Below are 26,173 nucleotides of genomic sequence, written 5' to 3' on the forward strand. Positions count from 1 at the left end.
CAACGCTGGAAAGACCGGACTACTAGACAAACGATTCGCAACGATCGCTAGAATCCGCCCGGCGTCGAGGGCCGGTTCTGCCACTCGGCCATGTCGTCGAGGACCTCGTCGGTGATGTTCGAGATGGTGTCGTTGGAGACCTTCGCCCCATAGACCTCGGCGAAGTGCGCCGCGACCTCGCCTGTCGTGAGGCCGCGAGCGGTCAACGACAGCACGATCTCGTCGATCCCGTCGAGACGACGCTGGCGCTTGCGCACGATGACGGGCTCGAAGCTGGCGTCGCGGTCGCGCGGGACTTCGATCTCGACCGGCCCGATCTCGGTCAGCACGGTCTTGGTGCGGGTGCCGTTGCGCGAGTTCCCGCCGTCACGTCCGGCAGGGTCGTGACGGTCATAGCCCAGGTGCTCGCTCGTCTCCGCTTCCAGGCAGTCTCGAGCACCGTCTTGGTCAACCCGGTGAGAAGCCCGTCTGGGCCGACGAGCTCCACGCCCTCGGCACGCGCGGCCTCCACGAGTTCCTGGGCGGTTGCTACTGGTCGAGCCGGCCCGGTGGCATGGGCTCGATCGTGTCGGTCATGGCTGGTCCTTCCCCCGGGACACGCCCGGAGCTAGACCTGACAAACCGAAGATCAGACACTCCCCACCTCTGCCGAGGACGGCGCCAGCTGGCTCGGCTTCCTCCGCGACCTCACCGCCGCGGCCTGACCGGGGTCCGGCTGGTCACCTCCGACGCCCACGCCGGACTCGTCGCCGCGATCGGCGCCACCCTGCCCGGGTGGCGGCCTGGGAGTCTGCCGCACCCACTACGCGGCGAACCTGATCGCCGCGACCCCCGAGTCCAGCAGGCCGTGGGTGCGGGCGCTACTGCACTCGGGTCCGCGACTAACCCGACGCCGCCAGCGTGCACACGCCCAGTTCGACCGGGTCCTCGACGCCCTCTCCGAGAAGCTGCCGAGGGTCTCCGAGCACCTCGACACCGCCCGCACCGACGTCCTGGCCTTCACCGGCTTCCCCAAGGAGCTCTGGCGCCAGATCTGGTCGAACAACCCCTCGGAGCGGCTGAACAGGAAGATCCGCCGCCGCACCGACGTCGTCGGGATCTTCGACCTCGACTCGCTGACCCGTCTGGTCGGCGTGGTTCTGGCCGGACAGTACGACGAATGGCCCGAAGGACGCAGCTACCTCGGTCTCGGGGTCCTCGCCCGCTCCCGCGTCGCCGCCGTCCCCGACACCGCCACCAACAGCAGCGAGGGGGTGACCTCCACCGACATGATCTCGGCGCTCAAGGACCGACCGATCTCGAAGATCACGCGGGAGTCGTCACACACCATGCCAGCGGACTTGACCTACCAGTGCGCGCTCTTGCCGTTGATGTCCCCTTCTTTCGCACTCAGGGACGATACTCAGCGATCGACAGACTAGATCGTCAGGAGTTCCTGGACAAGCACGCACCCTCGACCGGCCGACCTACTCATAGTGAAATCGCCCGATTGAGCTGCACCAACCAGTCGCCGAACCAGTCACCCTTTCCCCCGTTGCCAGAGAGCCGCTCGGCGACGACGCTCATGATCAGGTCGCGACGTCGGGGGATCCGGTCCTTCTCAGCTGAGGCGAGAACCGTTCGAAGCTGGTCCCGGGTCAGGTCAGTGCAGTAGGAAGGGGCGCCCGGCTGCTGCCGCCAGGAGTCGGCGATCGCTCCTGCGTCGACCGCGTCGAACCCCGTTTCTTCGACGAGCTGCAGGGCCACCGAGCGATCGCCGTCACGGTCCGCGGCTACCGGTACGGCGATCCGCCCCTGGGTGCCCGGCGCAGTCGCCTTGCTGGCGAACGACTCGGCGCCGATGGCGTTCCATGCCTTGGCCACGGGGCGCCCCAGCTGGTCGGACACCCAGACGCTCTCTACCTGACCCTCGTCGATATCCGCGACGTGGCCATCCCGGTGAGGGTAATAGTTCGAGGTATCGATGACCACCGTTTGGGGCGAGGTGCGCGCCACCAGTGACACGATCCCGGACATCCGATTGAAGGGGATCGAGGTGATGAGCACGTCGACGCCGACGACGACGTCAGCGGCGGTTACAGCCTCGGCACCCGAGACCAACACACCCGGGTCGATGGTCTCCGGCCCGCGGGAGTTCGCCACCGCGACTTCGTGGCCGGACTGGCTCAGCCTAGTAGCGAGGGTGGCGCCAATGAAGCCGGCGCCGAGGATCCCAATCTTGATGTGACTCGCCTCCATTGTTGACCGGCTCGCTACGCGAACCGTCACCGTCCTGTCCAGCTGTGCTTTCGGGCAGCTACGGCCACCGACTAGCCCCCGCGGACGGAGGCCCCGGCTTTACGAGACGACGTCGTCACGCCACGACGAAGCGGCCGCCGGGACTCTGTCAGCCCGCGACTCAAACCCTCGAAGGTGCCAGTGACGAGTCGTCTGCCTGCTGGGCGATTTTGCCCACCTCGTGGATGAACTTCCGGAGTTCATCCTCGCTGACCGGGCTCGGCAGCTTGAACACGACCCGGTCGACTCCGAGCTCGACGTACTTGTCGACAAACCCGAGTTGGCCGAAGTTGAGGTTGATCTCGGTCGACTTGCCAGCGGCGGCTGCTCGCTCGCGAAGCTCCGTGAACCGGTCGCCGAGTCCATCGAAGGCCGCGTCGTCGGTGTGTCCTGGAAACCACCCGTCGGCATGACTCAAGGCTCGATCGAGGACGGTGGGTCCCATACCCCCCATCAGGATCTGCGGATAGGGCTGCGTGATCGGCTTCGGCCAGCTGAAGACGGGGTTGAAGTCAACCTGCTCTCCGTGGTATTCGGCTCGATCGTTGGCCCAAATGGCCTTGATGGCCTCGATCCGCTCGAGCATGAGGGCGTTACGGGTCTTGAGATTTACTCCGTGGTTCTCCAACTCCTCCCGGTTCCAAGAAGCGCCTGCACCGACGCCGAAAATAAACCGCCCGCCGCTGAAGTGGTCGAGCGTTGCGACCTGCTTGGCCAGGTACAGCGGATCCCGCTGGACGACCAGACAGATGCCAGTACCCACTTTGAGGGTCGACGTCACTGCAGCGATTGCGGTCAGCGTCGTCAGCTGCTCGTAGTTGCGGTAGTACTCACGAGGCAATCCCCCGGGCGAGGCAGCGAAACGCGCCTCGCGCTCTTCCTCTTGGCCGCCGTACGAGCCCTTCAGGTCAGTGGGCACGGCCGAGCCAACGGGTACGTGCGAGTGGTCCGGGACGAAGATCGACTCGATGCCGCTGTCCTCGACCAAACGGGCGAAGTCCATGGGGGGAATGGGGTCCTCGTCCGTGTTCATCGAGAGCACGCCTACCTTCATGCGACCTTCTCCTTCGTTGTCTTCCTTGATTACGACACGACGCCCAGAAGTCGGGGCGACTGACACAAGCAGTTCTCGCACGGCAGGCGCCGATCCGCCGACCTACACCTCAAGGCCTCGGACCGACTCACGACACGACGTCGCCTACGCGTCGCAGTGAGGCGGCCACTCACGGCGAGCGGAATGTGACCCCAGCCATAACCTTGACGCTACGGCGGGGTCCCCCCAGCGTCAATAGCATGCGCTAGCTAGATAGAGCACGCGGCTCAGATCTCCTGCGGTCCTGAGGCCCGCCCGCACCCGACCAGCGGACCGGCCAGGAGGCGCAGCCGAGAATCGCGCGGGTCGCGATCCCAGTGATCGCCTCGCAGGTCGGCCGCACCTTCGCCTCGCACTCACCACTCGCCGAGGACACGCCGCGCTCGGGCGACCAAGACCAGCACGAGGCGATGGGCGCATGCCCGGACTGGCGTCAGACAGAGGAGCTGAGCAGCTTCGATCACGCTGCTCGTCTCGGCCACTGTCGCCATCGCACGGAACTGCCCGAGGTCTACATCGTCAACCGAACAGCGCTCGTATCCGAGGACCACCCCGACGTGGACACAGCCGACTGGGCGATCGGACAGCAGAACATATCCATCGACGACCCGAATCCACCCTGTCAAGCCAACCGGACGGCCGTCGCCCTTGACCGCCCTGCGACAGTGGGCACCGAACGAAACATCCCGGTCCCGAGCTCGGACTTGTATGACCCCAAGATGGGGCGCTCGGTACCGAGATCGGCGGCGATCCCCCTCACCGTCTCAACCGGAATGGGCTCATAGAGCTCGACAGCCCGCCGACGAGGCTCGTCGGCCTAATTCTCGCTGGCGATGGTCAGACGTCGTTTCGCCTTCCGCGTCGATGCGGGGATCAGCGTGTCCACCAACCAGGGTCAATCACCCTTGGCTGGACCGACTTCACGACATCGGCCGAGAGCGGACGAGGCAAACCTGCCTCGACATCACTTCCTGAAGCGCACCAGGTGGGGCGACGGGTCGTAGGTGGGGTCACCCTCGTTCACCTTGATTGACTGCTTCAGAACGTTCGCGTGTGCCGACTCTTGCAGGCCCTGGAAGAGCAGTTCTTTCGTCGTCCGTAGGGCCCAGGCCGAATTGGCCGCCATTGTCGCGGCCATCCGCGCAGTGAATCCGTGCAGCTCATCATCTGGCACGACATGGTTGACCAGCCTCATAGCGAGCGCGTCCACCGCTTCGTACAACGCACCCGAATAGAGAACCTCGGCAGCGACAGCCGAGCCGACGAGGCGAGGCAACAGCCATGTGGCGGCGCCGGTGTCCGTGATGGTCCCGAGCTTCACAGCGGGGTGCCCGAGGCGAGCACTGGCCGCAGCGATGCGTAGGTCTGCCTGCAACGCGAGCTCGAGGCCATAGCCGACCGTCGCACCGTTCAGCATGGCGATCACCGGCTGACGCATCGCGGTAAGCGCCCATAAACCCGCGCCCTCGGTCATGGACCCGCTCGCAGGCGGACTGTCCTGCGTCAGGAAGGTATCCGCCCCGGACAGATCGGCACCGGCGCAGAACGCGCGGCCGGCACCGGTGACGACGACGACGTGCACGTCATCGCGGCACGACATAGCCTCTGCGGCTGCGCCTATCTCCGCAATACGGGCGAACGTCACCGGGTTCAATCGATCGGGGTCATTCAGAGTGAGCCAGCCGACGTGCCCCTCGACTCTACTCAGTACGAAGTCGCTCATCCACGTCCCTCTGCTCTCGCTCTACCTCGCGGGGTTCCTGCTCGGGCTCGATCCCCGAGAAGCGCAGACCGCTACCCTCAGGTGACGTACCTAGCGCTAGCTAACGTTGCATGGCGCGGACGTCCCGTCAAGCAACGCCCGACGACCCGTTGTCCACTTCGGCCAAGCATCCGCCGGGCGATCTCGGCATCGACGGCCAGAGTTGATCTTTCATCAAGGCTGCACGAGCCCACCGCCCGGCGCCCCCATCTTTCAGGGACACAAGAGGCACGTCATCGTCGCGAGGGCGCGCCGACCGAATCGAGGTGAACATTGGAGCTTTGCCTCGGCCCTCGCCGCTGTGCGGACCCGTCTTCGGTCGGCGTTTCACCGACCCCTGCTTGGCGTCATGCCCAGCCGAATCGTCGATTCGTTATCGCGCCGCGACTGCGCTTCCACTGCCGACACAGCAACCGGCGCCGCGTCCGCCGAGCGCAACGTCTCGAAGACCTCTGTGAGCTGAGATCGCGACGTTCGTCGCCCGGATCAGCACCGGAACGACGGGTCGGGTCGCCCGAGACCGTGACCGATCGATCGAGCGCCGACTGGACGTCCCTACACCCGGTTGGCGCCGGCCCACGAACGCAGCACCTTCTTGTCGTATTTGCCGGTCGTGGTACGGGCGATCTCTTCGACGATCCGGAAGTGCTCGGGCACCCACCATCGCGCTACCCGGGCGGAGAGGTATTCCCTCAGTTCCGTCTCGGTGACCGGCGCCCCGAGCACAACGAAGGCGAGCGGCCGCTCGCCCCAGCGCGGATCCGCAACTCCGATGACGGCCGCCTCGCGTACCGCCGGGTGGGCGACGAGCTCGACCTCGAGGTCCTGCGAGGAGATCCACTCCCCACCGGACTTGATGACGTCCTTCGCACGGTCGGTGATGCGCAGGTGGCCGGAGCCGTCGATCGTCCCGACGTCGCCCGTGCGGAGCCAGCCGTCGTGGATGGCTGCGGCGGTGGCCGCGGGCGCGTCGAAGTAACCGCTCGCCACGGACGGGCCACGAACCTCGACGTCACCCACTGCAACACCGTCATGCGGCAGGACGACGCCATCGCCATCGACGAGGCGGAGCTCGTACAGCGGCGAGATCCGACCGGCACTCTTGCGCCGCGCGCCAACCCCGACGGCGAAGTCGCCCGGGTCGACCCGCTCGACGGTGGCGCCCGGGAAGATCTCGGTCATCCCCCAACCCTCGATCATCTCGGCACCGAACCGCTCGTCGTACTCCCGGACAAGACTCTCGGGCACCGCCGTCCCCCCACAGAGGATCGTCTGCAGGCATGACAGGTCAGGGGTCCTATCAGCAGGCGGGATGCTGTCGAGGTGGTGAAGGAGGTCGAGCCACAGCGTCGGGACGCCGGCCGACCAGGTCGCCCGCTGCTCCTCGATCAGCCGGGCCAGGGGGGCAGGCTTGAGGTGTCGGCCCGGCATGACGATGTCGCTGCCGACGAGACCACACACGAAGGGCAGGCCCCAGCCCATGGCATGGAAGAGCGGCACCAGTGCCAGCACCCGGTCTCGGCTGGTGATGCCGTAGACGTCGGCACCGGACATCGCGAGCGCGTGGAGGACGATCGACCGGTGGGAGTACATGACGCCCTTGGGGTCGCCCGTGGTCCCCGACGTGTAGCAAAGCGCGGCGGCCGAGCGCTCGTCGATCTCCGGCCACGCAAAGTCCGGGCGCTCCTGGGCCAGGAGCGCTTCGAAGTCCAGCGCGCCGGGTAGATCCGGGCATTCTTCGCCGGGCTCGGCGATGACAACGACGTGCCTGACACCGGGCAGCTGCGGGAGGACCTCTGCGAACTGCCCGGCGAGCGAGCTCTCGACGACCACCACGCTGTCCCCAGCGTGCTCCACGGTGTACGCGAGCTGGTCGCCGTGGAGACGGAGGTTCATGGTGTGTAGTACAGCCCCCATGCACATCACGGCCAGGTACATCTCGAGGTGCTGGGCGTTGTTCCATGCCAGGCTTGCGACCCGGTCACCCGGGCGGACGCCGAGTCGTTCCAGCGCGTGCGCCAACCGACCGGCGCGGGCGGCCACGTCCCGGAAGTCGCGCTCGGTGACCGCGCCCGTCTCCGGGTCGACCAGGGTGACGACCTTCCTCGCACCGTGGATGCCCTGCATCCTGCGGAAGATGTGATGGACGGTCAGCGGGAAGTCCATCATCAGGCCCGGCTGCGGCACCGGGCGCGCCCGGCCCGGCTCGTATGTCTCTGCTGTCATGGTCACCATCTCCAGAGGGGTGCTGTCGATCGGCGGGTTCCCGTCGACTCCGGGGCTCAGGCCCTGACTGGGGCTCGGTCCTCACCCTGACCGAGTGGAGGGCATGGGCAGCAACCAGACTCACACCCCGAGTGCAGACCGGTTATCCGTTGTCCGCCCGTCGACTCGTCGGCCCCTGCCGGTTGTCGATGGATCAGGCCCGGCCACTCTCCAGCGGCCCGAGGGCGTCGTGTGCACTCCAGTCGTCCAGGCGTCCGTAGTGAAAAGGCAGGAACTCCTCCGCGGGGATCACGGCTCGGAGGTGCTCACCACCTGCCACGGGCCGGGGCTCACCCATTTCGGAGACCGCATAGGACGCACCGAGCACCTCCAGAACCGGGAACTCGTCGAGCGGATCGTGAGCGGTGCCACCGAGGGTGACCGCACCGGCTCCGCGACGGTTCTCCGAGCTCGTGACGTCCACCTCCTGAGCCAGAAGCAGTGCATCCTCCTGCAACCCGCCGCCGAGCGCGAGCGTCGCCTTGACGGAGTAGAGCACTCCGCCACCCCTACTGGGACCCTCGTCCTCACCGGTCGCGACGTTCAGGGTCATCAACCGAGTACCCATCCGGTCCACCGTGCCGACAAATCCGTTCCCGCTGCGGAAGAGGTCGATCGACGCCATCTTCTTCGGCTCGCCGAAGCCCTCGCGTCCGATCAGCAGGGCGGCATCGTAGGAGTCGATGAACATGGAGAGGATGTACTCACCGGGAAGGCCATCGTGAGCCGCATCCACATAGAGCCCGGCCATGGTGAAGGCGCCGCAGTAGTTCGTCACCCAGCGGGTGACGCGAACCGTCACTCGGTCGTTGCCGCTCGGCTCGAGAGGCGCCGGCAGCGCCGACGCGATGACCTTCGGGTCGCTACGGAACGCGACCTCGATGCGCTCGCCACTGAGGCGCTTGTTCTTCAGCGTGGCATTGATCCGGGCGATGCTCTCGACCGACTGACGGAAACTCATCAATGAGCCCTCTCTGTGCTGCGACCTCGCGGGTCAGAGTCGTTCTCGCCCCTCCGCGAGGAGTTATGTCGAACGCTCGTTAGACTGCTATCTGGCTGATGCTCCCTCAACCACAGGACGCCGTCAAGTAAGGCCTGGCGACGCCCGCCCGGCTCCGGACAGCCGTCACCGCATCACGAAGGGACTCCCCGTCGGCGCTCCGGTGTTCATCCAGACCGTCTTGGTCTCGAGGTACTCGTCGACGGCGGAAATGCCGTTCTCGCGGCCGATGCCAGAGTCCTTCACGCCGCCGAACGGTGCCATGAAGCTCACTGCTCGGTAGGTGTTGACCCAGACGGTGCCTGCCTGGATGCGCTCGCTCATCCGGAATGCGCGCCCGATGTCCGAGGTCCACACGCCGGCCCCCAGGCCGTAGAGCGAGTCATTGGCGACGCGGACTGCGTCGTTCTCGTCCTCGAACGGGATGACCGCGAGGACCGGACCGAAGACCTCTTCCTGGGCGATCCGCATGCGGTTGTCGACGCCGGTGAAGATCGTTGGCTCGACGAACCACCCGTTCCCGCACTCAGGCCGGTCCGCGGGACGGCCCCCGAGAGCCAGTGTGGCGCCCTCGGCCCGCGCAACGGCAATATAGTTGAGGACCTTCTCGTACTGCGGACGAGTGGTGACCGGCCCGACCTGCGTCTCGGCATCCATCGGATCGCCCATACGGGCCGACCTGCTCATTGCCACCACCCGCTCTACGACCTCGTCGTGCACCGACGACTGGACCAGCAGGCGAGATCCGGCGATGCAGGTCTGCCCGGTGGCGGCGAAGATCCCGGCTATGACTCCGTTCACCGTGGCGTCGAGGTCGGCATCGGCGAAGACGATATTCGGGGACTTCCCGCCCAGCTCGAGGGTGAGCCGTTTCAGGTTGCCCGCCGCCTGGGCCCCGATGAGGCGACCCGTGGTGTCCGAGCCGGTGAACCCGACCTTTCGGATCAAGGGGTGCTCGACGAGCGGCGCACCCACCTCCGCGCCGAAGCCCGTCACGACATTCACGACTCCCGGAGGAAGCCCTGCCGCCTCCAGGACCCGGACGAACTCGACCGTCGAGGCACTCGTGAACTCCGACGGCTTGATGACGACGGTGCACCCGGCGGCCAACGCCGGCACCAGCTTCCACGCGAGGAGCATCAGCGGGGAGTTCCACGGCGTGATGATCGCGACCACGCCGATCGGCTCGCGACGCGTGAAGGTGAAGTGGCCGGGCTTGTCGATCGGGATGACGGTTCCCTCGATCTTGTCCGCCAGCCCTCCGTAATAGCGAAACCACTCGGGCAGGTAGGCGACCTGCCCCCGCATCTCGGCCAGCAACTTCCCGTTGTCCCGCACCTCGAGCTCGGCCAGGCGGTCGACGTTCGCGGAGATGCCGTCCGCGACCCTGTTCAGAATGAGACCTCGGGCCGTGTGGGTGAGTGTGGACCACGCGCCGACGGTCAGCGCCTGGTGCGCTGCGGTCACCGCGGCGTCGACGTCCGACCGTTCGCCGCGCGCGACCTCGGCCCAGGCGCTGCCCTGGAAGGGATCCTCCGTCTCGAACCACTCCCCCGAGGCGGGCAGGCGGTCCAGGCCGTCGACGTGCATGGGGATTCTCTGCATCAGTCCTCCTAGAAGAAGTAGCGTGATCGGCGCGGTCGGCTCACCGCGCTCGTGTCACCTACCATCGTTCGCCTCGACTCGACGGAGCTTCCAGCTACTCGGCGACCCTAGCCAAATGACTGTTATCAGGGGTATGAACGAATGTCGCCGATTGACCCAGATGTACGCAAAGTCGATGGTGGTGATGTACCACCGGTGGTCGTTCAGCCGCTCGTAGGTCTCGTGGTAGTATCCGAAACCGTCCTGAGACCGCACCAGCGACCCTTTCGGCCATCAGGCGTAGTCCTCCATGGGCCAGGTTGCCGTCGCGGTGTCGACGGACGTCGGCATGATCTCCGAAATGAAGAGGTGATGCGTGGTCCGGTTGTCCACCTCAAGCGTCTCACCGAACGACTGGGTGGCATCACGCCCGACCAACGGCCAGTCGAAGGCGACCGGACGGTCGAGGAACATGAAGAGGAGCCGGAACGGGCACCCGCTCGTTCATGAAGGGATCCCGGGCGACGGCGAACCCACCTCCTCTACCCGGGTGTCCGGTGTGAATAACGAAGCCCAGCGCTACCACTCCTCGTTGCCGACGCAGTAGGCGCAGGCCGCCATCAGCTGCGTGATCTCCTCGAACACCGCCAGGTCGTCGACCGAGAACCCCTCTAAGCGTGCGACTAGACATCTGAATCACTCTCCGCCTGAGCGCCGAGGCTGGTTGAGCCGGTGTGAGTCACGTTGCACGCACACGCGCCGAGCGCCACATGTCTAGTTAGCGCTTGCTATACAGGCTAGCATTGGAGTGAGTCGCGATGCACGCTCGTGCTTCAAGTTTGCGCGCGTGGCAAGCCGGCCCGGTCTCGCGTCGCTCGCCTCCAGCAGGCAGAGTCCGGATCCCACAGAGTTCCCGGCGGCGAAATCGTCGCGCCACCTGGACCCCACCACGGATTGCAAGAGCCTCCCTCGGTCCTACCCGGCTGCTGGTCCTTCGGCCTGGACTGCGGTCGGGGCACGGTAAGCCCCTGCGGGCGTCTTCGGCATCAACGCGATCGCCGCGGCTCCCAGCACAGACAAACCGATGAGCAGCAGACTGAGCGACGAGGTGCCCGACTCGAAGGAGAGGGCCACCGCGAGCAAGGGAACCACCGCGGCGCCAATAGCGTTCCCGGTCTCCCGGCTCAGCCCCATGCTGCTGAAACGTCGATGCGGCGGGAAATGCTCGCTGATGAAGGTGCCCAGTACGGCGAAGACGGCTCCGCTTCCGATCGCATTGCCCAGAAACACCATGACACAGTACCCGAGCAACGCTCCATCGGTTGTCAGGAAGAACGCCGGGAAAGCAAGCGCAGCGGAGAATGCGAACCCAAAGAACATCACGGGCAGGCGCCCGATCCGGTCGGACAACCATCCGAAGAAGGGAAACGTCAGCGAGGAACCGAGTTGGGCGACCAGCAGGCCGATGAAGGTCTGGCTCGCGTCGAATCCGAGCTGGTTGGTGGCGTACGTCGCCATGAAAACCGTGTAGAAATAGCTAAGACCGATCTGACCGGTCACGGCGACGACGATACATATTAACGCGCGCGGGTGCTGTCGCAGCGTATCCCGCACCGGCGTAGAGGTGCGGCTGGAGACGCCCTCGGAGCGCTCGTATTCCGGGGTCTCCGGCAGCTGTATGCGAAGCCATAGTGCGTACGCGACGAGTACGAGGCTGAGCAGGAACGGCACACGCCAACCCCACGAAAGAAATTGCTCGCGACTGAGGACCGTAGAGAACAGGAGAAGCATGAGGGTACCCAGTGCCGCCCCGAGCGTCGAGCCCGCGCCCGGAAGAGATCCCAGCAGGCCTCGCTGCCCCGGCTTGGCGAACTCCACGGCGACCAGGGTCGCACCCGAGTACTCGGCGCTCGCTCCGATACCCTGCAGCAGTCGCAGCACGATCAGCAGAACCGGTGCTAGCCAGCCGATCTGCTCCCGTGTCGGCACGACCGCGATCAGTGACGTCGCCACACCCATGAGCACCATGGTGAAGAGCAGGATCCGCTTTCGGCCGTAGCGGTCACCCAGCCCGCCCAAGATGGTCCCCGCGATCGGACGCACGAGGAATCCGACCGCGAATGTCGCCACCGCCTGCAAGGTGGCGACCGCCGGGCTCGCACCGGCGAAGAAGACGGCGCCGAAGACCGTCGCAGCAGCCGCCGCATACAGACTGAAGTCGTAATATTCGAGGACCGTACCGATAATGGACGCCTGCGCTGCGCGCCTTCGCGTGCGATTGTCAACGACTTGGGCATACTCAGCCGAGGACGATGCCATACAAATACTCCTTTGCGAACGACAACCGTTGAACTGCAGAAAGGTGAGCGACTCTCGGATGACGCGCGGGAGCGATGCCTCCGAGTGGAGTCCGCCAAAAACGCGTTGGACCCCGGTGATGACGCGATGTCCGCGCCGTAACGACACGACACCGCCTGCCATTCGCATCGACCTCCGTGAGGCGCGAGACTGACCATATTCAGTCGTCCGGAGGTTGCAGTGAGCTAGCCGACGCGAGCGTCGACTCATTAAGCGCCATAACCGACACAGATCGTCCCGCCTCCAGCAGGTTCGTGCAAATAATCCCCTTCGGCTCGACAAATTGGAAGGACAGAACGGACTTACCCGATTGAGCCGCGATCTAGCGCTAGCTACAATCTCACGGCAGCGATGATTGGTCAAGAAGCTCTACAGAATTGACGGAAAGCTCCATATGTCCTATTCGGTCACGACGGGTCTCCCCGAGGAGTCCCCAACCCGTCGGGGATCCATGACCGTCTAGTTCATCACCGGCGCCTCGCGAGGCTTCGGGACAGCTCACGCGGCAGCTCCCACGGCCAGCGATAAAGTCGTCGCCACCGCACGCGAGCCACGCGCGGTCGCCGACGCCTTCCCCGAGGCCGCAGGCCGCCTACGGGCCCTACCACTCGACGTCACCGTCGAGAACGAGACGACCAACGCTGTGACATCGGCCGTAAAGCGCTTCGAACGCACCGACCGCCTTGTGGACAACGCTGGCTACGGCGTCTTCGGCTCCATCGAGGAGACCCCGGTCGACACGGTGAGGGCCTTCTTCGACACCGACGTCCTGAGATTTCTGAATGTCACCCCCGCAGTGCTCCCGGTGATGCGCAGCAACGCGCCGGGCACATCGTCGACGTGCGCACCAGCGCGGGTGTCGCCTCCGGAGTCGGAGCTGGCCTGTGCTCACGGGGCCGTCAAGTCTGGGGTATCCTCGCCAGTCCGAGCGGGCCGGGTCAGGCCCGCCGACCCCCGTCGACGACGTACGTCGCCCCGGTCACATAGGTAGCCGCGTCCGACAGCAGGAACGCGACCACGCTCGCGACCTCCTCCGGCCTGCCGAGTCTTCCCATCGGGATCGCCCCGGTGGCGTCGGCCGGATCTGCGCTGCGGCGCTCCAGGATCGTCGCGAAGAGCTTGCCCTCCAAGGGGCCCGGGCACACGATGTTGACCCGGATCCCCTGCTCGACGGTCTCCTTGGCCACCGCGCGGGTCAGGCCCAGCACGGCGTGCTTCGACGCGACGTAGGCCGACATCTCCGGCTGGCCCGAGAGGCTGCCGGTGCTGCCGGTGTTCACCACCGCCGACCCGGGCGGCATGAGCGGGAGCACGTGCTTGAGGCCGAGGAAGATGCCGCGCACGTTGACCGCCATCAGGCGGTCGAAGGCGTCGACGTCGAGGTCCACGACGTTGCCGACGGGCCCCTCGACGCCCGCGTTGTTGAAGAACATCCGGACCTCGCCGAGCTCGGAGCCCGCCGCGGCGTACCGCGCGGCGTCGGCGGGGTCGGAGACGTCCGCGACGCACGTCGAGACGTGTTCGCCCAATGCGGTGGCGGCGTCCTTCAGCGCGGCCTCGTCGAGGTCGACGAGCAGGACGTGCGCGCCGCCGTCGACGAGCGCCCTGGCCGTGGCGCGGCCGACGTCGCCCGCTCCGCCCGTGATGACCGCGACCGGTCGTGTGGTCACCGGGTCTCTCCCCCTCATCCGTTAGTGGCCTCGGTGTCGAGGCCCAGGAAGGCGCGGGCCACCGCCGGGTCGTCGCGGATCTCCGCGACGGGCCCCGACAGCACCACCAGCCCGTTCTCGACGACGTAGGCGTGCGAGGCGACCGACAGCGCGGCCGCCGCGTTCTGCTCGACCAGCAGGATCGACAGCTCGCCCGCCCTGGCCATCTCCTCGATCGCGTCGATCACGACGTCGACCATGACCGGGGCCAGCCCCATCGACGGCTCGTCGAGGAGCAGGACGGTCGGGTCCGCCATGAGCGCGCGGCCCAGCGCCACCATCTGCTGCTGGCCGCCGCTGAGCAGCCCCGCGACGCTGCTCCGGCGCTCCGCCAGCACCGGGAACGTGGTGTAGACCGAGTCCAGGATCTCCCTGCGGCGCTTGGCCGAGCGGGTCGTGTAGGCGCCCAGTGCGAGGTTCTCCTCGACGGTGAGCGGCGCGAAGATCCGCCTGCCCTCGGGCACCTGCACCACGCCCTGCGCGGCGATGGTGTGCGCGGGTCTGCCGAGGATCTCCTCCCCGCGGAACCGGACGCTGCCCGAGCGCGCCGGGACGAGCCCGCTGACCGCGTTGATCAGCGAGCTCTTGCCCGCCCCGTTCGCGCCGATCACCACGGCCACGGTGCCCGCCTCGAGCACGAGGTCGACCCCCTGCACTGCGGTGACCGCCCCGTAGCCGACGACCAGGCCGGACACCTCAAGCACTGCGGTCACGGCGACGCTCCTCGGGTCCCAGGAAGGCGGTCCGCACGGCAGGCAGCGCGGCGGTCTCGTGCGGGTCGCCCGAGGCAAGCAGCGTGCCGAAGTCCAGCACGAACAGTTGGTCGGCCAAGCCCAGCACGAACGCGAGGTCGTGCTCGACCAGCAGCAGGGTCATCCCGTCTGCGCGCAACTGCCGCAGGGTCTCCCCGATCTCGACGCGCTCGGCGGCACCCATTCCCGCGACCGGCTCGTCGAGCAGCAGGACGCGGGGATCACCCGCCAGCGCGCGGGCGATCTCGACCCGGCGCTGCACGCCGTAGGGGAGCTCACCCGGCCGCTCGGCGGCGACCCCCGCGATCCCGAGCCGGTCCAGGGCCTCGTCGGCGGCACTCAGCGCCGCCCCGGACGCCCCGCGACGGAACCACCGCGCCTCCGGCGTGCGGCCCTCGAACCCCAGGGCCACGTTCTCCCGGACGGTGAGGTCCTCGACGAGCCGGATGCCCTGGAACGTGCGAGCGAGACCGCGCCGGTAGACCTGGTGCGGCCGCAGACCGGAGACGTCCGCGCCATCGAAGGTGATCGTCCCGCCGGACAGGTGCGTCAGCCGGGAGACGGCGTTGATCAAGGTGGTCTTGCCGGAGCCGTTGGGGCCGACCAGGGCGTGCAGGGCGCCCTCGCGCAGCCCCAGCGACACCCCCCGGACGGCGTGCACGCCGCCGTACGACACGGCGACCTCGTCGAGCTCCAGGATCATCGGACGGCCTCCGTACGCATCTCGGCGGGGGTGACCGCCGCGGGTTCGACGGGTTCCGGAGGCTTGCTCCGCCGTCCGCGACCGCGCAGCGCACCGCCGCCGCGCTGGACCAGCGACACCAAGCCGCCCGGCAGGAAAATCACGACCAGCACCGTGACCAGCGCCTCGACCACCGGGCGCCAGTCCCCCACCGCGGCGAGCCAGAACGGCAGGAACGCGGTCAGCACCGCGCCAACGATCGGCCCGGCCCAGTGCCAGGTGCCGCCCAGCACCAACACGGTCAGCGTCGTGACGATCACCGGGAACCCGACGTCCTCGGGGGTGAACACCCCCACCAGGCTGAGCTGGCAGATCCCCGCGATCCCGCCGAGGACGGTGCTCCAGACGAACGCGACGCGCTGGCGGCGCCGCACGTCGATGCCCATCGCCTCGGCCAGTGCCTCGTCCGTGCGCAGCGCCAGCAGCCGACGGCCGGGCCTGCCCCGCTGGGTCAGCAGCACCCCGACGAGCACGGCCGCGGTGACGACGAGCGTGGTGAGCGTGTCGACCACGGGCGGGACACCGTACATCCCCAGCGCGCCACCGGTGACCGGCTCGGCGGCGAGCGCCGCGGACTGCACCAGCAGCACCAGGGCCAGCGTGGCCATGGCCAGGTACAGCGACTTCAGCCGGGTCAACAGCACGGCGAACAGCCAGCCCAGGAGGGCGACGCCGACGAGCACGACCAGGATCGCGCCCACCTCGTTCCAACCCTCCAGCAGCAGAAAGCCCGAGCCGTACGCGCCGATGCCGTAGGCGGCGAACCCGGCGAACGAGAACACCCCGGCCCGCAGGGCCACCTGAAGGCTGTACGCCAGCAGGGCGAACACCAGGGCACCCGCGATGACACCCTCGTTCGCGGCGAACAGGTCGATCATCTCGTTCCCCTCACGCCCGCTGCCCGATCGCCCGCGGGAACAACCCCGTCGGACGGACCAGCAGCATGACGATGATCAGCGCGAACGCAGCGACGTCCCGCAGGTCGGCGCCGGCGTAGTAGCCGACGTATGCCTCGACGAAGGCCAGTACGAACGCGAACACCACGGCTCCGCCGAGGCTGCCGACCCCGGCGAGGATGACGATGGCGAACGCCTTGAGCAGCAGGGTGTCGCCCATGTGCGCGTCCCCGGCGCCGAGGTAGAGGGCGAAGAACAGCCCGGCCACCCCGGCCAGCGCCCCGCTCAGCGCGAGGGCCTGGACCTCCAGCCTGCGCACCGGGATGCCCATCAGCCGCGCGGCCCGGCGGTCCACCGCGACAGCCCGCAGCGCCCGGCCGTCGCGGGTGTAGCGGACGTAGCCGAGCAGCCCGCACGCGAGGACGACCGCCGCGACCAGCAGCAGGACCTGGACGTTGGTCACCGGTGCCCCGAGGACGTCGAACGTGGTGACCTCCAGGGCCTCGCGCGGCAGCGCGAAGGGCTGGTGCTCAGTCAGGATCGCCCCGACCGTCGTGATCGCGGCCGCGACCGTGACCCCGGCGATCAGGGTGCGCATCTCCACGTCGTGCTCCCCCGCGCCGCGGGCGCGGATCGGGGCGAACACCAGCACCTGGACCAGGGCGGACAGCAGCCCGATGCCGACGGCCATGATCGGCAACAGCGCCCAGAGCGGGATCCCGGGCACCACCTGGGTGAGCCGGTAGGCCAGGAACGCGCTCGCCGCGAACAGCGCGCCGTGGGCGAGGTTGAGCACGTTCAGCACACCCCAGCAGAGGGTGAGCCCCAGGGTGAACAGGGTGTACACGGACGCGAGCGCGACCGCGTTGGGCAGTTGCCCGAGCATGGTGCTCCTCCTCGCCGGTGGGCGGTGGTCAGGACGTGCCGGGGGCCATCAGGCCGGTGGTCTGGCCGGGGGCGAGGACGAGCTTGGTGCCGTCCCACATCGCGACGACGCCGGGCGTCAGCGCGTTGCGGTCGGCGAAGGTGACGGGGTCGCCCGTCGCGCCCGCGAAGCCCTTGCTCGCGACCGTGGCGAGGGCGCCGTTGAGCGCGTTGCGGTCCGACGGGGTGTCCCCGAGGGACTCCAGGGCCTGGTGCACGAACTCGACCTGGTCGTGCCCGCCCGCGCTGAAGTTGTCCGGTGCCGATCCGGTCGCCGCCGTGTACTCCTTCGTGAAGTCGACCCCGCTCGCCCACGGCAGTTGGTCGGACGCGACGAACGGCGTGGCCAGGTAGGTGTCGTGGGCCTCGGCGGCTGCCGGAACGAGTGCCCCGCCCGCGAGGCTGGCGCCACCGAAGAACACGCCGTCGAAACCACGCTGGCGCAGGGTCGTGATCATCGACGCGTTGCCCGGGCCGACGGCCATCATGACCACGCCGTCCGGGTCGCCGGCGAGGACCTTCGCCGCCGGGGTGGCGTAGTCGACGTCGTTGGACTTCACCGGCACCGAGTCGGTGACCGTGATCCCGAGCTTCGCCGCGATGTCCGGCAGCTGCTGGGCCACCTCGGTGGTGCTGGTGTTGTCGCTGGCGTAGACGATCGCCATGGACTTGACGCCGTTCTGGTCCCGCATCCGCGCGATCAGCGGCTCCCAGTAGTGGATGTCGTTGGTGGTGATCCGGTAGACGTGGTCCCCGGCCTCGGTGATGCCCTTGCTCGCGGCCTGTCCGACGATGAACGGCACCTTGCTCTGCTGGGCGATCGGCGCCATGGGCAGTGCCAGGCTGCCGATCGGCGCGTACATCACCACGTCCGCGTCGCCGCGGGCCGCCGCGGTCATGGCCGCGACCGCCTGCTTCTGGTCGGTGCCGGAGTCCACGACGTCGATCGTCAGCTGCCGACCGTGCACGCCACCCGCCTTGTTGATCTGGTCGACCTGGAACTTCGCCCCGTCGACGTAGGGCTTGCCGTAGACGGCCGCGGGCCCGGACAGGTCCGCGATGTAGGTGATGTCGACGGTCTGGGCACCGCCGGGCGCGGAGGATCCGCCTCCGGTCCCGCAGGCGGCGGTGGCGAGCCCGGCGGCCAGCGCCAGGGCGAGGACGGCGCGCGTGGTTCTCATCTGGGGGCACCTCTCAGGGCAGCACTGCTCTGACTGACCGCGCGAGCCGGATCCGTCCGGAGAACGAACCGACCCACGGGTATGTTCGTTCAGCATGAGAGGTGCCACCCGGTCGGACCACTGTCACAACCGACAGTTGCGGCGACCGGGTGGCGTCGTCTCGCCCGGAGTCAGGAGGTCGTGGGGTCGAACAGGCCCGCGCCCTGGTCGGGGGCGAGCACGAACTTCGTCCCGTCCCAGACCCCGACGACACCGGGGGTCAGCGCGTTGCGGTCCTTGAAGACGATCGGGTCGCCGGCCGCGCCCGGGAAACCCTCCGCGGCGACCTTCGCGAGCGCACCGTTGATCGACTCGCGGTCCACCGCGCCCGTTCCCAGGGACTCCACCGCCTTCTGCAGGAACACGAACTGGTCGTGTCCGCCCGCGATGAAGTTGTCCGGGGCCGAGCCGGTCGCCGCGGTGTACTCGGCGGAGAACGCCGTGCCACTCGCCCACGGCAGCTGCTCGGCGGCGACGAACGAGGTCGCGACGAAGGTGCCCTTGGCCGCGTCGCCCGCCGGTCCGAGGACCCCGCCCTGCACATTGACGCCGCCGAAGAACTTGCCCGCGTAGCCGCGCTGGCGCAGCGCGGTGATGATCGAGGAGTTGCCCGGGCCCACTGCCAGCACGACCACGGCGTCCGGATTGCCCGCGAGCACGCGGGCGGCGGGGGTGGCGAAGTCGACGTCGGCGGACTTGATCGCGACGGACTCAGTGACCCGGACCCCCAGCTTCGCGCCGAGCTCCGGGATCAAGGCCGCAGCCTCGGTCGTGCTGTTGTTGTCCGCGGCGTAGACGATCGCGACCGATGTGACGCCCTCGCGGTCGTGCATCCGCTTGAGCATCGGCTCCCAGTAGTGGATGTCGCTCATCGTGATCCGGTAGACGTGGTCGCCGGTCTCGGTGATCCCCTTGCTCGCCGCCTGCCCGACGATGAACGGCACCCCGTTCTGCTGCGCGACCGGCGCCATCGCCAGCGCCAGGTTGCCCAGCGGCGCGTACATCACCACGTCGGCGGAGCCGCGGGCCGCCGAGGTCATCGCGGCGAGCCCCTGCTTCTGGTCCGTCCCGGAGTCGACCACCGACAGCTCGATGCGGTGACCGCCCGCGCCACCGGCCTTGTTGATCTGGTCGACTTGGTACTGGACCCCCTCGACGTAGCGCTTGCCGTAGGCCGCACCGGGGCCGGAGAGATCGGCGATGTAGGTGACGTCGACGGGTCCGGACCCGTCGGCGGGTGCGGCGGCGTCCGTCCCGCACGCGGCGGTGACCCCCGCCGTGAGCAGGAGGGCGAGGATGGTGCGGATCGGTTTCACGAAGACCTCTCAGGGCAGCAGTGCTCTGGTGGGAGACGAACCGCGGCCGACGGCGACCCCGAGCGCCAGGCCAGGCGGTTCCCGCTGAGGGTCGTCGGTGCAGGCGGTGGCGGACACTGGTAGTTGCGACAGTGGACGGGCTTCCCGGACCGGCGATAGCGTCCCGCCGCCGGGCCGCGATGGACGCGGCGACCCCAGGTTCTCTCGGGCGGTGCGTCCGGGACCGGCCGATCCGACTTCAGTCGAGGTGGCGAGATGAGCTTCGTGCAGAGTGCCGACGAGCTGGCCGGGAAGGCCGCGTTCGTCACGGGGGCGGGATCCGGCATCGGCCGCGCCATCGCGCAGCGGCTGGCGGACCGCGGTGTCCGGGTCGTTGTAGCGGACATCGACGAGCGGTCGGTCCGCGAGGTCGCCGCCGAGCTCACCGGACGCGGGGTCGAAGCCGTGCCGGTGGCGCTCGACGTCGCGGACCTCGCGGCCTGGAGGGCTGCCGCCGCGGTCGCTGCCGAGGCCTTCGGCCGCGTGGACATCCTGTGCAACAACGCCGGCGTGGGCCCCGCCCGCGCGACGCTCGATCAGCTGTCCGACGCCGACCTCGACCTCGTGCTGAACGTCAACGTACGCGGCGTGCTCAACGGGATCCGGACCTTCGTCCCGGCCATGAAGGTGGACGGGTTCCCGGCGCAGATCGTGAACACCGCGTCGATCCTGTCCCACTTCGCCCTGGCGGGCGCCGGCGACTACGTGCTGAGCAAGTACGCGGCGCTGGCCGTGTCCGAGACCCTGCGCGCGGAGCTCGCCGGGACCGCAGTGTCCGTCGCCGTGCTGTGCCCGGGCCTCGTGGACACCGGGCTGCACAAGAACACCAGTGCGCTCCGCGGTGCGGCGCCGACCCAGGAGCCGACCGTCACCCTCGACAAGCCGACGCCGGGCATGGCGCCCGAGCACGTCGGCGACGTGGTGGTCGACGCGATCGTGACGGGGCGGTTCTACGTCTTCCCGCACCCCGAGTACGCCGAGATCCTCTCGCTGCGCACGGGCGAGATCCAGTCGGCGATCACCGCGAGCCAGACGGTCGGCGACCGGGACGACACCGGCTACCTCGGCCGCAGCGTGCTGGACCTGCAGACCTCGCTGTAGGCCGCAGGCCCCGGACGTCTAGGCGCCGGCACGCACCCCGTCGAGCACCATCCGGCTGAGCACGTCGGCCACCTCGTCGATGCTCCAGCTGCCGTTCCGACGGAACCACACGTTGCTCCAGTAACACATGCCGAGCATCCCGTACGCCAGCAGCCGGGGATCGTCGCCGGGCCCGAAGGCGCCCGTCTCCCGACCGCGTTCGATGCACTCGACGACGAACGCCTCGATCCGGTTCCGCTTGGCGCGGATCACGGCCCACTTCTCGGGGCCCGCCGAGCGGCGCTCGGGCAGGCTGACCGACAGCGCCTGCCGGTGCTCGACGACGGCGGTGAGGTGCAGCCGGACGAGGGCGCGCAGCTCCTCCGCGGGCGGCAGACGCTCCGCGACGATCACGGCCGAGGCGTCGATCGCCTCGTCCAGCAAGTGCTGCTGGAGCGCGAAGACGAGCTCCTCCTTCCCCACGTAGTGGTGGTAGAAGGCCCCCTTGGTCACCCCGGCCGCGGCGGCGACGTCCCCCACGCTCATGTCGTCGTACGACCGGGTCGCCAGCAGGTCCATCGCCGCGCTGATCAGGCTCGCCCGGGTGCGGATCGACATCTCCGCGCGCGTCACCATGACCGGGCCCCTTCTCTCGCTCGCCGTCTCACGGACCGACGTCCGCGGCCCCGGCGATCAACTGCTCCCGCAGAGCGTACTTGCGGACCTTGCCCACGAAGTCCGTCGGCAGGTCGTCGACGACGACCACCCGCTTCGGCGTCTCGTACCCGGCCAGCCGGGCCCGGGCGAACGCGATGAGGTCCGCCTCGACCACCGACTCACCCGGCTTCGGCACCACGACCGCGGTGACGGCCTCGCCCCACCGCTCGTCGGGCAGCCCGACCACCGCCACCCGGTCGACCCCGGGGTGCTCGGCCACGACGGCCTCCACGCGGCTCCCCGCCACGTTCTCGCCCCCGGTCTTGATCATGTCCTTCAGCCTGCCAACGATCAGGCGCTCGCCTCCGGGATCGGTCGACCCCAGGTCGCCCGAGTGGAACCACCCGCCGTCGAACGCCTGCCGGGTCGCCTCCTCGTCCCGGTAGTAGCCCGCCGTCATCACCGGCGAGCGGTAGACGAGCTCGCCGACGGCGCCCGGGGCGGCGTCCGTGCCGTCCTCGACGTCGACGACCTTCGAGGCGAGCAGCGGGTTCGGCCAGCCAACGACGTTCGCGTGCCGCTCCAGCGCCTCGGCGTGCTTCTCGGGGAACGCGCTCGCGACGAACCGGTGGGCGGGCACGCTCTCGGTCTGCCCGGCGATGCCGAGCATGCTGATCCCCGGACGGAGAGCCTGCAGCCGCGCGGCCATCGCGGCGCTCGGCAGACCGAGTCCGTAGACGATGCAGGTCAGCGACTCCACCGCCGCGGCGCCGCGCGCCTCCAGAACATCGACCAGCCTGTTCGCGAGCTCGATCCCGCCTGCGATGACCGCGGTGGCGCGCTCGGCGGCGATCGTGTCCGCGACGGCGGCGACGTCGTGGCGGCGGCCGAGCACGATCGACCCGCCGGTGAACAGTGCGGGCATCGTGTACGCGGCGTCCCCGACGTGGAAGACGATCGGGACGAAGCAGGCCATCCGCAGCCGCGACTCGTGGTCGAGCCCGCGGGTGTAGGACAGCGCCCAGCTCAGCGCCGTGAGGTACGAGTACTGATGGGAGATCATCACGCCCTTGGGCATCGCCGTGGTGCCCGAGGTGAACAGGATCTGCCAGATGTCGTCCGCGGCGATGTCGACATCGGGCGGATTCGCCGAGCCCTCCGCGCAGAACTCCCGGAAGCCGGTCTCGCCCGGCCCGACCGGGCCCCCGATCGGGATCGTGACGTCGATGGGCAGGCCGCCCGCGTCCGGCAACCTGCGACACCCGGCGTCCGCGACGACGAGCGCCGGCTCGGTGAGGGCGAGGGCGTGCGCCAGCACATCCGGCGTCTGGCTCGGGTTGACCGGTACCGCGACGCATCCGGCCTTCGCCACGCCGATCTTGGCCACGAACGCCTCGACGGAGTTGTCACAGACGAACAGCACCCGGTCCCCGCGCCCGAGCCCGCGCGCGAGCAGGGCCTGGGCGAACCGGTTGGCCAGCGCGTCCGCCCGCGCGTAGCTGAGCCGCTCGAACCCCGGCTCGCTGAACGCCCCGAACACCCCGACCAGCGCCTCGGCGTCCGGGCGGGCGACCGCGACGCGCTCGAAGACGTCGCCGACCGAGCAGCGCTCCCAGCGGTGGGACGCGCGGCGGCCGACCAGGGTGGTCACGTCGATGCCCACGGTGGCACCTCCTCGTATCGAAGCCTTGGTCGAACTTTACATACTCAACGGTACGTTGAGAAGCACTCGCAATTCCCCTCCTAACAGCACATTTCTACGGTTGACATACCGTTGGGTATGCATGTTCACTGATGATGGAGACGCGAGAGTAGGGAGCATCGATGGAGCCGGTTCGCCGCGAGGGCCCGTTGACCGGTCTGCGGGTGGTCGAGCTGGCCGCGATCGGCCCCGTGCCGTTCGCCGGGATGACCCTGGCCCAGATGGGCGCGACCGTCACCGTGGTCGAGCGGCCCTCCGGCCTCGACTCGGTCATCCCCACCGACGCGGACGCCCAGCACGCCGACAAGCGACGCAGCACCCTGGACCTGCGGAGCGCGGAGGGGGCGGCGGCGCTGCTGGACCTCGTGGCCGAGGCCGACGTGCTGCTCGAAGGACACCGACCCGGCGTCCTGGAGCGCCTGGGGCTGGGCCCGGATGTGCTGTCGGCCCGCAACCCCGCCCTCGTCGTCGGGCGGATGACCGGCTGGGGCCAGGACGGGCCCCTGGCCCGGTCCGCGGGCCACGACGTGAACTACATCGGGGTGACCGGCGCCCTGCACGCCGTCGGCCCCGCGGACGGTCCACCCCAGATCCCGCTCAACCTCGTCGGCGACTACGGCGGTGGCGCGCTCTACCTGCTCTGCGGCGTGCTCGCGGCCCTGCACGAGCGCACCCGGACAGGGCGGGGCCAGGTCGTCGACGCCGCCATCGTCGACGGCGCGGCCCACCTGCTGTCCGGCATCCACTCGGCGATGGCCGCCGGGCTGTGGCAGGACCGGCGCGGCGCCAACTTCGCCGACGGTGGCACCCCCTGGTACGCGGTCTACCGCACCTCCGACGACGGGTACATGTCCGTCAGCGCGGTGGAGCAGCCGTTCTACCTGGAACTCCTGCGACTTCTCGACCTCGAGCGGCTCGGCCCCCACCGCCCACCCGAGCGGTGGGCGGAGATCCGGGCCGCCTTCGCGGAGGCGTTCGCCCGGTGCAGCCGGGCCGGCTGGACCGAGCGCGCCGCGGGGACCGACGCCTGCGTCGCGCCGGTGCTGAGCCTGCGCGAGGCGGCGGGTCACCCCCATCTCTCCGCCCGCGGGACGGTCCGCGAGGTCGACGGCCGCATCGTCGCCGCACCCGCCCCGCGCTTCAGCGCCCACCCTTCGACCGGATCGAGGTAAGACCCGTGAGTACACCCACCACCGTGGACGCGGTCGTGATCGGCGCCGGCTTCTCCGGCCTCTACATGCTCCACCGGCTGCGGGACGACCTCGGGTTGGACGTCCGGGTCTTCGAGGCCACGGACGGCGTCGGCGGCACGTGGTACTCCAACCGCTACCCCGGCGCGAAGTGCGACTCGGACGCCTTCGTCTACTGCTACTCGTTCGACCCCGACCTGCTCCAGGAGTGGCAGTGGAGCGGGAAGTACCCGAAGCAGGCCGAGCTGCTCGGCTACCTCGAGCACGTGGCGGACCGGTTCGACCTGCGACGCAGCATCGATTTCGGCACCCGCGTCGTGGCCGCGCACTACGACGACCCCTCCGCCACCTGGACCGTCACCACGGACGCGGGAGAGACCGTGCGTGCGCGGTACCTGATCACCGGGATCGGACACCTGACGATCTCGAAGTACGTGCCGCGCATCCCCGGGATCGAGACGTTCGCCGGGCAGTGGTTCCACACCGGGTCGTGGCCGCACGAGGGCGTCGACCTGGCCGGGAAGCGGGTCGGCGTGGTCGGTACCGGTTCGTCGGGTGTGCAGGCCATCCCCGAGATCGCCGAGCAGGCCGCCCATCTCACGGTCTTTCAGCGGACCCCGCAGTACAGCATCCCGGCCAGGCACGAGACCGTCGACGAGGACTTCTGGACCGACGTCAAGGAGCACTACGGCGATATCTTCGAGCGCTCCCGATCCTCGGCGGGCGGGTTCCCCTGGCAGCACAACGGCCGACGCGCCCTCGACGTGACCGCCGAGGAGCGTGAGCGTGTCTACCAGGAGGCCTGGCGCGAGGGTGGGATCAAGTTCGCCCTCGGCACCTTCCGGGACGTCTCCTACGACCTCGAGGCCAACCGGACGATGTCGGACTTCCTGCGGGACCGCATCCGAGAGACCGTCCAGGACCCGGAGACCCGGGAGAAACTGGTGCCGGACTACCCCTTCCTGGCGCGGCGACCGATCGTCGACACGGGGTACTTCGAGACCTACAACCGGCCGAACGTCGAGCTCGTCGACGTCAAGGCGGCGCCGATCGAGGAGATCACCCCGCACGGCATCCGCACCGCGGCGGGCGAGCACGAGTTGGACGTCATCGTGTTCGCCACCGGGTTCGACGCAGTGACCGGGCCGTTCTTCAGCATCGACCTGCGGGGCAGGGACGGGGCCACGCTCACCGAGAACTGGGCGGCGGGCCCGCGGGCGTACCTCGGCCTGCAGACCGTCGACTTCCCGAACCTCTTCATGATCACCGGCCCGGGCGCGACGCTGGGCAACCTGCCGCTGACGATCGAGACCCACGTCGACTGGATCACCGAGTGCATCGCGTCGATGCGCCGGGACGGCCTCACCCGGATCGAGGCGACGGCCCAGGCGCAGGAGGACTGGTCGCGCCACGTCGACGAGGAGGCGGGCCGGTCGATGATCACCTACGCCGACTCCTGGTACAACGGCTCGAACATCCCCGGGAAGGCCAAGGCCTTCGTGTTCTACTTCGGCCACTTCGGACGCTACCGCCAGACTCTGGGCGACGTCGCCGCCGACGGGTACAAGGGCTTCGCGCTGAGCTGAGGCGCGAGCCGGCCCGGGGGA

At 68.8% G+C, this 26,173-nt stretch carries 22 protein-coding genes and 2 pseudogenes; 6 read left to right on the forward strand and 18 right to left on the reverse strand.

What is annotated here, in order from left to right:
* Window positions 1-68: 68 nt before the first annotated feature.
* Window positions 69-576, reverse strand: a pseudogene (locus tag ABD993_RS20830) (transposase); the annotation flags it as partial.
* Window positions 577-641: 65 nt separating this feature from the next.
* Here ABD993_RS20830 and ABD993_RS20835 point away from each other — a divergent pair.
* A pseudogene (locus ABD993_RS20835) lies at window positions 642-1,259 on the forward strand (transposase); the annotation flags it as partial.
* A 211-nt stretch (window positions 1,260-1,470) separates the two neighbouring features.
* Here ABD993_RS20835 and ABD993_RS20840 read toward each other — a convergent pair.
* Entirely contained in the window at window positions 1,471-2,238 is a 768-nt protein-coding gene (locus ABD993_RS20840) for an NADPH-dependent F420 reductase (RefSeq protein WP_345420956.1), read from the reverse strand.
* Between the two features lie 160 nt (window positions 2,239-2,398).
* Window positions 2,399-3,331 (reverse strand): LLM class F420-dependent oxidoreductase, encoded by a 933-nt coding sequence (locus tag ABD993_RS20845; protein ID WP_345420959.1) that lies wholly within the window; start codon window positions 3,329-3,331, stop codon window positions 2,399-2,401.
* Window positions 3,332-3,687: 356 nt separating this feature from the next.
* Between ABD993_RS20845 and ABD993_RS20850 the strand changes: the two genes are divergently transcribed.
* Window positions 3,688-4,155: a hypothetical protein gene (locus tag ABD993_RS20850; RefSeq protein ID WP_345421033.1), complete on the forward strand. Its 468-nt coding sequence runs from the start codon at window positions 3,688-3,690 to the stop codon at window positions 4,153-4,155.
* A gap of 179 nt (window positions 4,156-4,334) precedes the next feature.
* Here ABD993_RS20850 and ABD993_RS20855 read toward each other — a convergent pair whose 3' ends face one another.
* From ABD993_RS20855 to ABD993_RS20880, 6 genes are all read right to left on the reverse strand, one after another.
* On the reverse strand, window positions 4,335-5,093 hold the full coding sequence (locus ABD993_RS20855; protein ID WP_345420962.1) for an enoyl-CoA hydratase/isomerase family protein: 759 nt from the start codon (window positions 5,091-5,093) through the stop codon (window positions 4,335-4,337).
* A gap of 594 nt (window positions 5,094-5,687) precedes the next feature.
* Window positions 5,688-7,358: a long-chain-fatty-acid--CoA ligase gene (locus tag ABD993_RS20860; RefSeq protein WP_345420965.1), complete on the reverse strand. Its 1,671-nt coding sequence runs from the start codon at window positions 7,356-7,358 to the stop codon at window positions 5,688-5,690.
* Window positions 7,359-7,551: 193 nt separating this feature from the next.
* Window positions 7,552-8,358, reverse strand: coding sequence for an acetoacetate decarboxylase family protein (locus tag ABD993_RS20865; RefSeq protein WP_345420968.1), 807 nt, complete (start codon window positions 8,356-8,358; stop codon window positions 7,552-7,554).
* 165 nt (window positions 8,359-8,523) lie between these two features.
* Entirely contained in the window at window positions 8,524-10,002 is a 1,479-nt protein-coding gene (locus tag ABD993_RS20870; RefSeq protein ID WP_345420970.1) for an aldehyde dehydrogenase, read from the reverse strand.
* Between the two features lie 273 nt (window positions 10,003-10,275).
* The gene (locus tag ABD993_RS20875; protein WP_345420973.1) at window positions 10,276-10,455 is read right to left on the reverse strand and encodes a hypothetical protein; all 180 of its coding nucleotides are present in this window, start codon (window positions 10,453-10,455) and stop codon (window positions 10,276-10,278) included.
* A 501-nt stretch (window positions 10,456-10,956) separates the two neighbouring features.
* Window positions 10,957-12,300 carry an MFS transporter gene (locus tag ABD993_RS20880; RefSeq protein WP_345420974.1) on the reverse strand — a complete coding sequence of 448 codons (1,344 nt, stop codon included), beginning with the start codon at window positions 12,298-12,300 and terminating at the stop codon, window positions 10,957-10,959.
* A gap of 505 nt (window positions 12,301-12,805) precedes the next feature.
* Between ABD993_RS20880 and ABD993_RS36835 the strand changes: the two genes are divergently transcribed.
* Window positions 12,806-13,330, forward strand: coding sequence for an SDR family NAD(P)-dependent oxidoreductase (locus tag ABD993_RS36835; protein WP_425569072.1), 525 nt, complete (start codon window positions 12,806-12,808; stop codon window positions 13,328-13,330).
* On the opposite strand, the gene ABD993_RS20885 is transcribed toward ABD993_RS36835, so the two are convergent.
* From ABD993_RS20885 to ABD993_RS20915, 7 genes are all read right to left on the reverse strand, one after another.
* Window positions 13,278-14,009 (reverse strand): SDR family NAD(P)-dependent oxidoreductase, encoded by a 732-nt coding sequence (locus tag ABD993_RS20885; RefSeq protein WP_345420977.1) that lies wholly within the window; start codon window positions 14,007-14,009, stop codon window positions 13,278-13,280. The two genes, ABD993_RS36835 and ABD993_RS20885, sit on opposite strands and share 53 nt — an antisense overlap.
* A gap of 14 nt (window positions 14,010-14,023) precedes the next feature.
* On the reverse strand, window positions 14,024-14,761 hold the full coding sequence (locus ABD993_RS20890; protein WP_345420979.1) for an ABC transporter ATP-binding protein: 738 nt from the start codon (window positions 14,759-14,761) through the stop codon (window positions 14,024-14,026).
* Complete coding sequence (locus ABD993_RS20895; RefSeq protein ID WP_345420982.1) at window positions 14,745-15,503, reverse strand: ABC transporter ATP-binding protein; 759 nt, start codon at window positions 15,501-15,503, stop codon at window positions 14,745-14,747. Before ABD993_RS20895 ends, ABD993_RS20890 begins: the two co-directional genes overlap by 17 nt.
* Window positions 15,500-16,420, reverse strand: coding sequence for a branched-chain amino acid ABC transporter permease (locus tag ABD993_RS20900; RefSeq protein ID WP_345420985.1), 921 nt, complete (start codon window positions 16,418-16,420; stop codon window positions 15,500-15,502). Before ABD993_RS20900 ends, ABD993_RS20895 begins: the two co-directional genes overlap by 4 nt.
* 10 nt (window positions 16,421-16,430) lie before the next feature.
* Window positions 16,431-17,324 carry a branched-chain amino acid ABC transporter permease gene (locus tag ABD993_RS20905; RefSeq protein ID WP_345420988.1) on the reverse strand — a complete coding sequence of 298 codons (894 nt, stop codon included), beginning with the start codon at window positions 17,322-17,324 and terminating at the stop codon, window positions 16,431-16,433.
* A gap of 28 nt (window positions 17,325-17,352) precedes the next feature.
* Window positions 17,353-18,543, reverse strand: a complete 1,191-nt coding sequence (locus tag ABD993_RS20910; RefSeq protein ID WP_345420991.1) for an ABC transporter substrate-binding protein — start codon at window positions 18,541-18,543, stop codon at window positions 17,353-17,355.
* 170 nt (window positions 18,544-18,713) lie between these two features.
* Window positions 18,714-19,898, reverse strand: coding sequence for an ABC transporter substrate-binding protein (locus ABD993_RS20915; protein ID WP_345420994.1), 1,185 nt, complete (start codon window positions 19,896-19,898; stop codon window positions 18,714-18,716).
* Between the two features lie 255 nt (window positions 19,899-20,153).
* On the opposite strand from ABD993_RS20915, the gene ABD993_RS20920 reads away from it, so the two are divergent.
* Entirely contained in the window at window positions 20,154-21,038 is an 885-nt protein-coding gene (locus ABD993_RS20920; RefSeq protein ID WP_345420997.1) for an SDR family NAD(P)-dependent oxidoreductase, read from the forward strand.
* A gap of 18 nt (window positions 21,039-21,056) precedes the next feature.
* Here ABD993_RS20920 and ABD993_RS20925 read toward each other — a convergent pair whose 3' ends face one another.
* Together ABD993_RS20925 and ABD993_RS20930 are read right to left on the reverse strand one after the other, a co-directional pair.
* Window positions 21,057-21,653: a TetR/AcrR family transcriptional regulator gene (locus tag ABD993_RS20925; RefSeq protein WP_345421000.1), complete on the reverse strand. Its 597-nt coding sequence runs from the start codon at window positions 21,651-21,653 to the stop codon at window positions 21,057-21,059.
* Window positions 21,654-21,681: 28 nt separating this feature from the next.
* The gene (locus ABD993_RS20930; RefSeq protein ID WP_345421003.1) at window positions 21,682-23,337 is read right to left on the reverse strand and encodes a class I adenylate-forming enzyme family protein; all 1,656 of its coding nucleotides are present in this window, start codon (window positions 23,335-23,337) and stop codon (window positions 21,682-21,684) included.
* A gap of 161 nt (window positions 23,338-23,498) precedes the next feature.
* Between ABD993_RS20930 and ABD993_RS20935 the strand changes: the two genes are divergently transcribed.
* Both ABD993_RS20935 and ABD993_RS20940 read left to right on the forward strand, forming a co-directional pair.
* A complete protein-coding gene (locus ABD993_RS20935; protein WP_345421006.1) occupies window positions 23,499-24,548 on the forward strand; it encodes a CaiB/BaiF CoA transferase family protein in 1,050 nt (349 codons plus the stop codon).
* Window positions 24,549-24,553: 5 nt separating this feature from the next.
* Window positions 24,554-26,152: a flavin-containing monooxygenase gene (locus ABD993_RS20940; protein WP_345421008.1), complete on the forward strand. Its 1,599-nt coding sequence runs from the start codon at window positions 24,554-24,556 to the stop codon at window positions 26,150-26,152.
* Window positions 26,153-26,173: the final 21 nt, after the last annotated feature.

The organism is Pseudonocardia xishanensis (assembly GCF_039541715.1).
In the GTDB taxonomy this organism is placed as follows: Bacteria; Actinomycetota; Actinomycetes; order Mycobacteriales; family Pseudonocardiaceae; genus Pseudonocardia; species Pseudonocardia xishanensis.